This window comes from Acinetobacter sp. P1(2025), from assembly GCF_051390655.1.
Lineage (GTDB): Bacteria > Pseudomonadota > Gammaproteobacteria > Pseudomonadales > Moraxellaceae > Acinetobacter > Acinetobacter junii.
Window position 1 is genome coordinate 1 of the sequence record NZ_JBPKBJ010000095.1, and the last position, 11,990, is coordinate 11,990.

The 11,990-nt window shown below is 41.2% G+C and carries 12 protein-coding genes and 1 pseudogene; 2 read left to right on the forward strand and 11 right to left on the reverse strand.

Annotated elements, in window-relative coordinates:
• Positions 1-113 precede the first annotated feature (113 nt).
• The 11 genes and pseudogenes from ACSC97_RS16360 to ACSC97_RS16410 form a co-directional block, all read right to left on the reverse strand.
• Positions 114-584: pseudogene (locus ACSC97_RS16360) on the reverse strand (beta-ketoacyl synthase N-terminal-like domain-containing protein); the annotation flags it as partial.
• Positions 585-589: 5 nt separating this feature from the next.
• Positions 590-1,249 (reverse strand): 3-oxoacid CoA-transferase subunit B, encoded by a 660-nt coding sequence (locus tag ACSC97_RS16365; protein WP_436661987.1) that lies wholly within the window; start codon positions 1,247-1,249, stop codon positions 590-592.
• An 11-nt stretch (positions 1,250-1,260) separates the two neighbouring features.
• Entirely contained in the window at positions 1,261-1,944 is a 684-nt protein-coding gene (locus ACSC97_RS16370) for a 3-oxoacid CoA-transferase subunit A (protein WP_126132425.1), read from the reverse strand.
• An 18-nt stretch (positions 1,945-1,962) separates the two neighbouring features.
• Positions 1,963-3,195, reverse strand: a complete 1,233-nt coding sequence (benE, locus tag ACSC97_RS16375; RefSeq protein ID WP_436661989.1) for a benzoate/H(+) symporter BenE — start codon at positions 3,193-3,195, stop codon at positions 1,963-1,965.
• A 39-nt stretch (positions 3,196-3,234) separates the two neighbouring features.
• Positions 3,235-4,020 (reverse strand): benzoate diol dehydrogenase BenD, encoded by a 786-nt coding sequence (gene benD / locus ACSC97_RS16380; protein WP_087540111.1) that lies wholly within the window; start codon positions 4,018-4,020, stop codon positions 3,235-3,237.
• A 17-nt stretch (positions 4,021-4,037) separates the two neighbouring features.
• Positions 4,038-5,054, reverse strand: a complete 1,017-nt coding sequence (benC, locus tag ACSC97_RS16385; protein WP_436661991.1) for a benzoate 1,2-dioxygenase electron transfer component BenC — start codon at positions 5,052-5,054, stop codon at positions 4,038-4,040.
• A 70-nt stretch (positions 5,055-5,124) separates the two neighbouring features.
• A complete protein-coding gene (benB, locus tag ACSC97_RS16390) occupies positions 5,125-5,625 on the reverse strand; it encodes a benzoate 1,2-dioxygenase small subunit (protein ID WP_436661993.1) in 501 nt (166 codons plus the stop codon).
• Between the two features lie 11 nt (positions 5,626-5,636).
• Positions 5,637-7,013 (reverse strand): benzoate 1,2-dioxygenase large subunit, encoded by a 1,377-nt coding sequence (gene benA, locus ACSC97_RS16395; protein ID WP_004911181.1) that lies wholly within the window; start codon positions 7,011-7,013, stop codon positions 5,637-5,639.
• Between the two features lie 82 nt (positions 7,014-7,095).
• On the reverse strand, positions 7,096-8,016 hold the full coding sequence (catA, locus tag ACSC97_RS16400) for a catechol 1,2-dioxygenase (protein WP_004911176.1): 921 nt from the start codon (positions 8,014-8,016) through the stop codon (positions 7,096-7,098).
• Between the two features lie 143 nt (positions 8,017-8,159).
• The gene (gene catC, locus ACSC97_RS16405; RefSeq protein ID WP_004911173.1) at positions 8,160-8,450 is read right to left on the reverse strand and encodes a muconolactone Delta-isomerase; all 291 of its coding nucleotides are present in this window, start codon (positions 8,448-8,450) and stop codon (positions 8,160-8,162) included.
• 12 nt (positions 8,451-8,462) lie between these two features.
• Positions 8,463-9,578: a muconate/chloromuconate family cycloisomerase gene (locus ACSC97_RS16410; protein WP_436661996.1), complete on the reverse strand. Its 1,116-nt coding sequence runs from the start codon at positions 9,576-9,578 to the stop codon at positions 8,463-8,465.
• Between the two features lie 111 nt (positions 9,579-9,689).
• Between ACSC97_RS16410 and ACSC97_RS16415 the strand changes: the two genes are divergently transcribed.
• Positions 9,690-10,622: a LysR substrate-binding domain-containing protein gene (locus tag ACSC97_RS16415; protein WP_436661998.1), complete on the forward strand. Its 933-nt coding sequence runs from the start codon at positions 9,690-9,692 to the stop codon at positions 10,620-10,622.
• Positions 10,623-10,819: 197 nt separating this feature from the next.
• A complete protein-coding gene (locus ACSC97_RS16420; protein WP_436662000.1) occupies positions 10,820-11,887 on the forward strand; it encodes an amidohydrolase family protein in 1,068 nt (355 codons plus the stop codon).
• The last annotated feature ends 103 nt before the right edge of the window (positions 11,888-11,990 follow it).

Below are 11,990 nucleotides of genomic sequence, written 5' to 3' on the forward strand. Positions count from 1 at the left end.
CTCGGTTATATGCGGGCCAATTGGTTGTGCGGTAGATTTTGTGTGTAGGCTTCTTCATTTGAAAATTATATCGCTGAAAAAGCCTTTACAGATAGGTTTGTGCAACAAAGCCGTTTTGGATTGATAAAACGCCAACCCATTGTGGTGTCTTCAATCTTTTGACTACGACCAAAAGCACTGTCCGATTTACCCATCACATAGGGTGCACGGCTCATGCTCTCGACACCACCTGCAATAATGAGATTTGCTTCACCTGCTTTAATCGCACGTGCAGCCATGGCAATCGCATCTAAGGATGAACCACATAAACGGTTCACTGTGGTTGCAGGGACTTGATAAGGCAAGCCAGCCAATAATGCGGACATACGCCCCACATTACGGTTGTCTTCACCCGCTTGATTGGCACAGCCATAGATCACATCATCCACCTGTTGCCAATCGACCGTTGGATTGCGTTGCATTAAGGCTTGAATCGGAACTGCCCCAAGGTCATCAGCACGTACAGGGGCTAAACCACCTGCATAACGTCCAAAGGGGGTACGAATGGCATCAATGATGTATGCATTTTTTAAAATCGTGGTCATGTCGCTTATCCTTTAGCCTGTGTTGCATCAATCAACTGAGCACCCGTCAAAGCCTGTAGTTCTTCAAAACTCAGACCATCCACTTTCTCAATCACTTTTAAACCTTCTGTGGTCACATCAATCACACACAGATCGGTATAGATACGATCAACACATTTCAGACCCGTTGCAGGATAAGACAGCTCTTCCACAATCTTAGGTTCACCTTGTTTGGTGACATGATCGGTCGTGATAAACACTTTCTTTGCACCTACAGCCAAATCCATTGCACCACCCACAGCAGGAATCGCATCGGCTGCACCTGTATGCCAATTGGCAAGATCACCGTTGGCTGCAACTTGGAACGCACCGAGTACCGCAATATCCAGATGACCACCACGCATCATGGCAAAGGAATCCCCGTGATGGAAAAAGCACCCCCCTGTGAGCATGGTCACATATTCTTTGCCTGCATTAATCAGCTCAGGATCTTCTTCGTCTTTAGCTGGTGCTGGACCAAATGCCAATAAACCATTTTCAGAATGTAGAAAGACATCTTTATCAGCAGGTAAGTAATTTGAAATCTTAGTGGGTAAGCCAATACCTAAATTGACATAGGCACCATCAGGAATATCTTGTGCAACACGTTCTGCAATTTGATCACGGCTGAGTTTTTGATAGCTCATTGTTATTCTCCTTATTGCGCAACAGGTGATGTTGCTTTAACAGCAACCACATGCTGAACAAAAATCCCTGGGGTAATAATGTGTTCAGGATCAAGCTGACCGAGTTCTACTACTTCAGAAACTTGAGCGATGGTGACATCTGCAGCCATGGCCATGATCGGTCCAAAGTTACGTGCCGATTTATTAAAAACTAAATTGCCCCAACGATCACCTTTGTGAGCTTTGATTAAGGCAAAGTCAGCTTTGATGGGATATTCAAGAACGTAATCTTTGCCATCGATATGACGAGTTTCTTTGCCTTCTGCCAATAATGTTCCGAAGCCAGTGGGTGTAAATACCGCCCCTAAACCCATCCCAGCAGCTTGGATACGGCAAGCGAGATTGCCTTGTGGGACAAGTTCTAATTCGATCTTGCCTGCATGGTAGAGTTCATCGAACACCCATGAATCAGACTGACGTGGGAAGGAACAGATGATTTTACGGACTGCGCCTGTTTTTAGGAGTTTGGCAAGACCGTAATCGCCATTGCCTGCATTGTTATTGACGATGACAAGGTCTTTAACCCCGAGTTCAATCAGAGCATCGATGAGTTCAGCAGGTTGTCCTGCGGTTCCAAAACCACCAATCATGATGGTTGAGCCATCTTGGATTTGGGAGAGTGCTTCAACCAGTGAAGCTTGTGATTTGTCGATCATAATAAATTCATCCTACAATCAAGTCTTGCTGATCTGTTTTTCAGAAGATGACTGGGTCATCACAGTATTTGGGTGGGTGTGAGGATTTAAAAGAATCTGGGCAATAACACCGATACAGATGCCCCAAAAAACTGAGCCAAGTCCAAGAAAGTGCATTCCTGAAACCGTTGCAAGAAATGTGATTAATGCTGCATCGCGCTGATGATCATCTTTCATCGCAATCATGACATTTGTCCCAATCGCCCCAAGCAGAGCTAATCCTGCTAAAGCTGCGATGAGTTCTTTGGGAAGAAGGCTAAAGAGCATGACAATACTGCCAGCAAATAAGCCACCTAAAATATAGAAAATACCATTGGCAACACCTGCGATATAACGCTTCTCTTTGAGTTCATGAGCATCTTTACCCATACATAGAGCAGCAGTAATTGCAGCAAGTACAATCGTAATTCCACCTACACATGCGACTGCGAGTGAAGCGATGCTTGATGCTGTAATAATCGGTTTAGCAGGGGTGTCATAGCCACTCAGTTTCATAATTGCCATACCTGGCAAAAACTGTCCTGTCAGACTCACAAGAATTAAAGGTAAAGCCAAGTTAAATGTAGAGTGCCAAGTCCATTCTGGATAAATGAAATGAGGAATAGCAAAACTAAACTGCATTTCAACAGGATTCATTTTTCCTAAAATTAAGCTGAGTGAAACACCACACAACAAAACCCACAGCATGGTATAACGAGGTGAATATCGTTTTGCTAATAAATAACAAAGCAACATGCTGAAAACGATCAAAGGCATGGAATCCGTTGCTACAAATAATCCGAGCCCAAATTGAAATAAAATTCCTGCCATCATGCCTGCTGCGATTCCTTGAGGAATCCATTTCAGCAATTTGTCAAAATATCCTGTAGCTCCAACTATAAAAATGACAATCGCTGAAGTGATATAAGCTGCAACAACTTCATTCAAAGAGATATTTGGAAACAGTGAAACCAATAATGCCGTACCAGGAGCTGACCATGCTGTGATGACAGGGGTTTTATAACGAATTGAAAGATAAATTCCAGCAACAGCAGCACCAATTGATATGCCCCAAATCCATGAAATCATCATTTCTGTTGAGATATTGGCTTTTTGTGCTGCTTGGAAAAAGATAATAAGCGGACCAGAATATGAAATCAGAACCGCTAAAAATCCTGCAATAGTTGCTGAAATAGACCAATCATTTTTTAAACTCGTCAACAGGTTAGTCATAGCGCCTCCTTGCAAGATTTCCTGCTGTTTAGATCAGAATTAACCCTGATCACCACCACCAACTGCAATTACACTGCCAGTCATATAAGACGACTCTTCAGATGCTAGAAAAAGAATGGCATTTACCTGTTCATCGATAGTTCCATATCGTCCCATCAGACTTCTTTCTTTGGTTTGATCTACAACCTGTTGCATCCAAACTTTTTCATCTTCGCTAAGTGGAGTTGAATTACGAGGTACTTTACGTGGTGGAGCGTCTGTTCCACCCGTAGCAATCGCATTCACTCTGATGCCATTTTTGGCATGTTCAAAAGCCAAAGATGCGGTAAGTGCATTTACACCACCTTTAGCTGCCGAATATGGAATGCGATTGATACCACGGGTAGCGATAGACGATACGTTGACGATGACCCCATATTGATGCTTCAACATTTCAGGTAGAACTGCACGACAACACCATAAAGTTGGAAACAGAGAACGATTGATTTCCTTGATAATTTGCTCTTCGCTAAATTCATCAAAGGGTTTCATCCAGATCGCACCGCCAACATTATTGATGAGTACATCTACTCGGCCAAACTCCTGAATCGCTTTGTCTACAACAGCTTGGGCACCATCATAGCGCTCTAAATCAGCTTGTACTGTGATTGCATGACCACCTGTGCTACGGATTTCTGAAGCAACTTCATCGACCAACTCTGAACGATCGGCTAAAACCACATATCCATTTTCAGCGGCTACCCGAATTGCAACGCTACGTCCAATCCCTTGAGCAGCACCCGTTACGATGACGATTTTGTTCTTAAATCTATCTTGAAATATCATGCTGATCTCCGATTTGATTAATTTGCAGAAAATTTTTCAAATAAGAAATTGGCAGGTTTAATTCCTTCTTGATCTAACCAACTACGAACAGCTTCAACCATTGGTACTGGCCCACAGAGGTATACGTCAACATCACCATTGTTAAGCCAATCATTTTCAATATGACCTGTTACATAGCCTTTGCGCTCATGTTGACTTTCAGGATGTGCAACAACCGTTCGATATTCAAACCAAGGATACTTACTTTGCAATTCATCTAACTTTTCTATTGCGACAAGATCAAAGTCATTTGTCACACCGAAAACTAAACGAATAGGGTGATCTGAACCCTTTTCTTCAAGTACTTGAAGCATTGACATAAAAGGGGCAATACCAGTTCCACCTGCGAGCATCAAAACGGGTTTAGTGACAGGACGTAAATAGAAGCTTCCAAATGGACCTGTGAAGTGCATTTTGTCACCAGCTTTTGCATTCTTACTCAAAAATTCGCTCATCTGACCATTTGGGACATTACGCACCACAAAACCCGTTAAACGATTGCCTGGTTTTGAACTAAATGAATATGAACGTGTTTCAGATGTTCCTGGAATACCGACATTTACATATTGACCAGCTAAGAAGTGAATTTCAGGTTGACCATCATCTAGTTGAATATCAAATGTAATCGTTGAGTCAGATAGGTTTTCGACACGTGATAAAGTGCCTTGAAAGCTATGAATTTCAGTTTTACAAACATCAGATGATGCTTGAATTTGGAAAACTGCATCCGAAGTAGGGCGACACTGGCAAGCAAGTATGTAGCCTTGTTCAGCTTCTTCTGGTGTTAAAGCATCTTCGATATAAGTTTCTTCTGGCATGTTATAACTACCAGATTCACAGAATGCACGACATGTACCACATGCACCATCTCGGCAATCCAAAGGGATATTGATCTTCTGACGATAGGCTGCGTCAGATAAAGTTTCACCTTGTGCAACTGTAATAAAACGGGTCACACCATCTTCAAATTGAAGTGCTACATTATGGTTAGACATGGCAATCATCCTATTTAAAAATTTTGATCTCGCTTACCCAACCAAAATTCCATTTGGCTGGGCTTACCGGTTAGAGATGATAGATATCAATCACTTGATTGATATAATCATTCTTTAACACCACATATTTGCTCATGATTTTTGGTTGTTCGTTAGAGAAATCGATCACATAACGAGACATACTGAAATAGCTGTAGTTGGTTTTGTAGCGAAAACTCAATGTGTTCCAATTAAACCGAACGGTGACTTTGTCTCCATCACGTTCGAGCACCTCAATATTGCTAATATTGTGGCTGGTCCTTGTATCTGGCATCGTTGCTGATGAACGTTCAGTTTTAATACGAAATACACGATCTTCTAAACCTTGACGGTTTGGGTAATAAATCAATGAAATTTCAGACTGTGGATCTTCAGTTAACTTATCGTCGTCATCCCATGCAGGCATCCAAAAAGAAGCCTCTGGTGAATAACAACTTAACCATTCATCCCATTGTTCATCGTCTAGAAAACGTGCTTCACGATAGAGAAACTGAGCAATATTTTCTAAAGTTGCTTGAGTTGTTGTGTTCATTTGGCATCTTCCTAAATTTGACTTTCAGCTAACTTTTTCTCAGTTGCGATAGCATTCTTCATCGACTTTAACCAATACTGATGTTGAGCTAGATATAAGCCTTCATCTTCAGTTTTGATGCCACTTAATTTAGGTTTTAAACCAATTTCATTTGCTGCATCATCGGGTCCATGTATCCAATGTTTTGAACCACGGCACATATCATTCCATTCCAGCTCTAAGCCTGCATAACCTGCTTGGCATGCGCGGAACTCTTCCAAATCATCAGGTGTCGCCATTCCAGAAGCATTAAAGAAATCTTCATATTGACGAATACGACGAGCACGCGCTTCAGGCTCTTCACCAACTGGTGCGATACAGTAAATGGTCACTTCGGTCTTATTGACGCTGAGTGGGCGAAGCACACGAATCTGTGAACCGAACTGATCCATCAAATAAACATTTGGGTAAAGACATAAATTTCGCGAACGCTCAATCATCCATTTAGACATTGCAGCACCAAATTTCTCGGTGTATTCATCTGCTTTTGGATAGTTTGGACGATCTTCTGGATTTGCCCACTGAGTCCACAACAACATATGACCATGCTCGAAACCATATGATCCACCGCCTTGTTTACCCCAAGAACCAGCGCTCATTGCACGGATGTTATCTCCAGCTTCAGTTTCTTTACGATGTTGTGTAGTAGCTGCATAGTTCCAATGCACAGCAGATACGTGGTAACCATCAGCACCATTTTCAGCGGTGAGCTTCCAGTTACCCTCATAGGTATAGGTTGAAGAGCCGCGTAATACTTCTAAACCTTGTTCTGACTGACCAACGATCATGTCAATAATCTTGGTTGTTTCCCCAAGAAACTCTTCTAAAGATGGAACATCAGGATTCAAACTACCGAATAAGAAACCTTTATAACTTTCAAACTTCGCAACTTTCTTTAAATCGTGTGAGCCATCTTGGTTAAAACAGTCAGAATAACCCGCATCGGTAGGATCTTTAACTTTGAGTAATTTACCTGAGTTGTTAAATGTCCAACCATGGAAAGGGCACGTATAAGTCGCTTTATTGCCACGTTTATGGCGACAGAGTTGTGCACCACGATGTGAACAAGCATTAATCATGGCATTTAATTCGCCATTACGATTGCGAGCAATAATGATTGGTTGACGACCAATATAAGTCGTATAAAAGTCATTATTTTTTGGAATTTGGCTTTCGTGAGCTAGATAGACCCAATTGCCTTCAAAAATATATTTCATTTCAAGATCAAACATCGCTTGATCTGTAAATACTGAACGATGAAGTTTGTATTCACCTGTTTCTTCATTATCAACAAGCAATTCATCAATTCGATCAAGATGCGTCGTGTTGATTACTGGAATTTTTGGCATGTCCGTTCTCCGACTTTCCTAAGGAGGAAGCCCCGAGTTATTTGATTAAATTTCAATAACTCGGTTCCTAAATTACTCTTGCTCATGCAGATGCACGACGACGATCAACTTCAGTAGAAGGTGCAGAAGCCGCTTCTTTAACTAATTCGATGTTGAAAGTGATGTGTTTGAATGGTTTATCTAAACCACGACGCTGAATCTCAGCCTCATCAGTGACATCGACAGCAGTCGCTACAAGACCATCACGCGTTGCAAAAGCAAAGTCATCCCATAAGTACTTGTCGCCTTCGATATTGAACTGTGTCGTTAACTTACGAAAACCCGGTGCAGAAACAAAATAATGAACATGCGAAGGGCGGTTACCATGACGACCTAACTTATTCAGAACAAACTGAGTCGTTCCTTCAGGTGGGCAACCATAACCTACAGGCATGGTGGTCAAAGCCACATATTTACCGTTCACATCAGAAAGAATGGTGCGACGTAGATTGAAATCAGATTGAGACTTATCAAAGAAAGAATAGTTCCCCAAACTATTCGCATGCCACATTTCAACTTTGGCACCTTCGATGATATTGCCGTCTGTATCCGTCACTGTACCTTCGATAATTAAAGTATCGATTTTGTCTGATTCAGAACCATCATCCATACGGGCGAAACCTACAGACTCAGGTGCACCTGCAACATACAGTGGACCTTCAATTGTACGAGGCGTACCACCAGAAACACCTGCTTTGGCATCGGCTTCATCAGCACGCAAATCTAAATAATGCTCTAGACCTAAGCCCGCAGCGAGTAAGCCCAATTCATTGGCTTGACCTGCATCTGTAAAATACTCTAGACCTTTCCACACTTCTGAAGCTTGGATATCCAAATCCTCAATTGCTTGGAATAAATCTCCCAATAAACGTACCACGATGCTTTGAACACGTTGATCGACTGCACCTGTAGCAGTATCAACATTCATTTTTTTCACTAATGCATCAATATCCTGACGATTCATATGATTTCTCCTTAACTATGCATCTCGCGTAGGTGGTGGGGAAACGGAGAGTCATTCAATCCGTTATGCCGTACCACTATCCTTATCTCTACGACACTCTGAGCATGTGATGAAGCTGTCGAGTGACGATGGGGTGTTGTGAATTAACGATCATCCTCACGGATCGAAGAGGGATGACGATTCAATGCCATCACTTCAATGTCCATGTAGGGGTACAAGGGCAAGCCCTGTAAAATGTTGTGTAGCTCTTCGTTGCTTTCGACATCAAAAATACTGATGTTTGAATACTGTCCTGTAATCCGCCAAATATGACGCCACTTACCTTGACGCTGTAAATCTTGCGAATAAGCTTTCTCAACCGCTTTAATCTGATTGGCTTGTTCAGCAGGCATCTCCACAGGAAGATGCACATCCATACGAACCTGAAATAACATGCGCTTTCTCCCTTAAGCCTTACGACGCAACTGCTCGATTTTGTCTTCGTCAATATCGATGCCTAGACCTGCAGTATTTGGCACCACCAATTCAAAATTTTCATAACGCAATGGTGTTTTTAAAATGTCTTGAGTCAGTAAGAGGGGACCAAATAACTCTGTACCAAAAGCAAGGCTGTCAAAAGTACTAAAGGCATGCGCCGAAGCGATGCTGCCGATCGGACCTTCCAACATAGTGCCGCCATAAAGATCAATTCCTGCCAACTTAGCGATTTTGGCCACTTCACAAGCCTCAATCAGACCACCTGATTGCTCAACTTTCACAGCAAAAACATCTGCCGCATGCTGTTTCGCTAAACGATAAGCACTGTCAGGTCCTGTCAAAGCTTCATCTGCCATGATAGCCACATCAAAACGCTGCGTTAGGCGAACCAACACTTGAGTTTGTTCAATCGCACAAGGCTGTTCGATCAAATCAATGCCGCCATTCTGCAACTGTTGAATGCCTTGAATACATTCCAATTCTGACCAAGCACGATTTACATCAACACGAATACTGATTTCAGGTCCTAAAGCTTTTTTGATGGCAATTACATGATCAACATCGTGTTGCACAGGATTGGAACCGATTTTTAACTTGAAAATATTGTGGCGTTTGAGCTCAATCATTTTCTTTGCTTCAGCGATGTCTTTTTCAGTATCACCCGAAGCCAAAGTCCAAAGCACAGGGAGACGATCACGTAGACGACCACCCAATACTTCGCTTAGTGGCAAATTGAGTTGTTTCGCTTGAATATCCAAGAGCGCAGTTTGAATGGCGCATTTTGCAAAGCGATTGCCATTGATAGTTTTACGAATCAATTTGAGTGTTTGAGCCACATTTATTGAAGATTTGATCGACAATAAGAGCGGGGCAAAATAAGTATCGATATTTGCTTTGACACTTTCAGGGCTTTCCTCACCATAATTAAGTCCACCAATCGTGGTCGCTTCGCCCCAACCCACAAGACCATCCGTTGTTGTGATTTTGACCAATACCAAGGTTTGGGTTTGCATGGTCGTCACAGATAGCTTATGTGGACGTATCGTTGGGATATCGACTAATATGGTTTCGATTGTTTTGTACATTTCACACCATCACTGGTTCTTTATGCTCTTCCTATACCTTAAAAGAATGATTAAACTGTGTCTAAGACTGAATATGTATTTTTTTATACCTATTAGGTATGGAGATAAAGAATGGAACTCAGATATTTACGCTATTTTGTCGCAGTGGTGGAAGAGCAAAGCTTTACCAAAGCAGCAGAACGGCTGTTCATCGCACAGCCACCTTTAAGTCGGCAAATTCAAAACCTTGAAAATGAACTAGGTGTACAGCTTTTTGAACGAGGAAGTAGACCACTTCAAACCACAACCGCAGGTCAATTTTTGTACCAACATGCCTTAAAACTTTTGTCTAATGCGGAAGAGGTTAAGAGTATGACGAAGCGGATTGGTTTGATTGAGCGAACCTTAACCATTGGTTTTGTAGGCTCATTATTATTTGGTATATTACCTAGAATTATTTATCTCTACCGCCAACAACACCCACATTTAAATATTCAGTTGATAGAACTCAGTACTACTGAACAACTTCAAGCACTCAAAGAAGGGCGAATAGATGTTGGTTTTGGTCGGTTGAGAATCAGCGATCCAGCTGTAAAAAGAGTACTTTTGCGCAAAGAAAGACTAGTTGTTGCAGCCCATTCAAGTCATCCAATTGCTCAACGCGTCGAGGGAGTGCATTTAGCAGATTTGGTTGATGAAAAATTATTTGTTTATCCAAATACACCAAAACCTAATTTTTCAAGCCAACTTTTAAATATTTTTGCTGAGCATAGTTTGGTGCCGAAAAATGTCCGTGAATTACGAGAAATTCAATTGGCTTTAGGTTTGGTAGCTGCTGGAGAAGGCTTATGTGTCATTCCTGCTAGTGCCGATACCATTCGATTCCCACATTTACTTTATATTCCAATCCTAGATAGTGGTGCAGTCAGTCCGATTTTTATTACAGCAAGAGCCATGGATAACAGTGAGGATATCCAGTCTTTATACGATACGATTTATCAAGTTTATGATTTAGAAGGGATAGAATACAAGAGAACGACTTTTCAATGGGGGCAAACAGAATAGCCACATATTTAAAGATACTGACTTGTGGTAAGTGTCTTTATTTGAGTTATAAATATGAATCTATTTCATATGGATAGATTCATATAAATCATTTGGTTGTGATCAAACGATCTAGTAACTTCAAAATAATTATAAATATGATAGGCCACTTCAAGTTAAATAAAACTTGAGAAAAGGATTTCAGAGAGATTATAAAAATGAACCAATTAAACTTCCCAATTCTTGATGCCCATATTCATCAGTGGAATCCATACACTACGCCACACTCAGCAGCGATATTGGTCAAGGCATTGGGTAAATATCCTAAATTGATGGACACAATTGTACGCGTTGTTAAACCTAAAGACTTAATCGAAACTTTAGGCATCACTCAATATGCTTTATCACCATATCTACCTTTTGATTATCGAGTTGATAGTGCAGGATGTTCGATTGATAGTATTATTCATGTTGAGGCGAATTGGCATCACCAAAAAAACTTTGGTGTGGTTGAGGAAACAAAATGGATTCATCATTTACCCTTTAATCAGCAACAACTAAAACTTGCGGGTATCGTGGCTACAGCAGATCCAAGAAATAAAAGATTTTTGGATATTCTCAAAGCTCATCGGGATGCCAGTCCACATTTTTGTGGTATTCGTAAAATGGCAGCATGGCATCCAGATGATGGTATTCATCGCTGGTGTGATCAGCCACACTTATATACTCAGAAAAAATTCCTGAAGGGCTTTGAGCATCTAGCAAAGATGAATTTGTCATTCGATGCTTGGGGATATTCCACTCAAATTAAAGAAATCAAATCACTCGCACAAAATTTCCCTGATACAAAGATCATGGTAGATCATCTCGCAACACCAGTCGGATTATTTGGAAAAGTCGGAAAAAGAACGGGGCGAACACCAGCTGAGCGTGAGATTATATTTGCAAAATGGAAAGAGGATATTTCAGAACTCGCTGAACAAAAAAATGTTTATACTAAAATTTGGGGATTAATGATGCCAGTACTGGGACATCAATTTTATAAACAACAAATAACGGCGAATGTACTGCAAATAAAAGATTTACTTTCACCACTCATTGAACACGCTATTCAGAGTTTTGGTATCGAACGGATTGTATTTGCATCCAACTTTCCAATGGATAAACCCAACACCACCTTAAAAGATCTCATCCAAGCGTATATTGAAATGACAGCACCACTAGGTGAAAAGGCGCAGCGAGCAATTTTTAGAAGTAATGCGGAAACCTTTTATCAAATAAATTAGGACTTACGCACTATCATTTATAGATTCTCTGTGGTAGCAGATGATTTTTATCGAGAATAAAGTCATCAATGAAGTCTTTGATGATTGGTCTAAATAAGTTCTT

What these genes read in the sequence shown, in the direction of transcription:
- benA (WP_004911181.1), bottom strand. Translation starts at nt 7,013, where the DNA reads ATGCCAAAAATTCCAGTAATCAACACGACGCATCTTGATCGAATTGAT.
- ACSC97_RS16415 (WP_436661998.1), top strand. Translation starts at nt 9,690, where the DNA reads ATGGAACTCAGATATTTACGCTATTTTGTCGCAGTGGTGGAAGAGCAA.
- benB (WP_436661993.1), bottom strand. Translation starts at nt 5,625, where the DNA reads ATGAACACAACAACTCAAGCAACTTTAGAAAATATTGCTCAGTTTCTC.
- ACSC97_RS16420 (WP_436662000.1), top strand. Translation starts at nt 10,820, where the DNA reads ATGAACCAATTAAACTTCCCAATTCTTGATGCCCATATTCATCAGTGG.
- benD (WP_087540111.1), bottom strand. Translation starts at nt 4,020, where the DNA reads ATGATATTTCAAGATAGATTTAAGAACAAAATCGTCATCGTAACGGGT.
- ACSC97_RS16370 (WP_126132425.1), bottom strand. Translation starts at nt 1,944, where the DNA reads ATGATCGACAAATCACAAGCTTCACTGGTTGAAGCACTCTCCCAAATC.
- benC (WP_436661991.1), bottom strand. Translation starts at nt 5,054, where the DNA reads ATGTCTAACCATAATGTAGCACTTCAATTTGAAGATGGTGTGACCCGT.
- benE (WP_436661989.1), bottom strand. Translation starts at nt 3,195, where the DNA reads ATGACTAACCTGTTGACGAGTTTAAAAAATGATTGGTCTATTTCAGCA.
- catA (WP_004911176.1), bottom strand. Translation starts at nt 8,016, where the DNA reads ATGAATCGTCAGGATATTGATGCATTAGTGAAAAAAATGAATGTTGAT.
- ACSC97_RS16410 (WP_436661996.1), bottom strand. Translation starts at nt 9,578, where the DNA reads ATGTACAAAACAATCGAAACCATATTAGTCGATATCCCAACGATACGT.
- catC (WP_004911173.1), bottom strand. Translation starts at nt 8,450, where the DNA reads ATGTTATTTCAGGTTCGTATGGATGTGCATCTTCCTGTGGAGATGCCT.
- ACSC97_RS16365 (WP_436661987.1), bottom strand. Translation starts at nt 1,249, where the DNA reads ATGAGCTATCAAAAACTCAGCCGTGATCAAATTGCAGAACGTGTTGCA.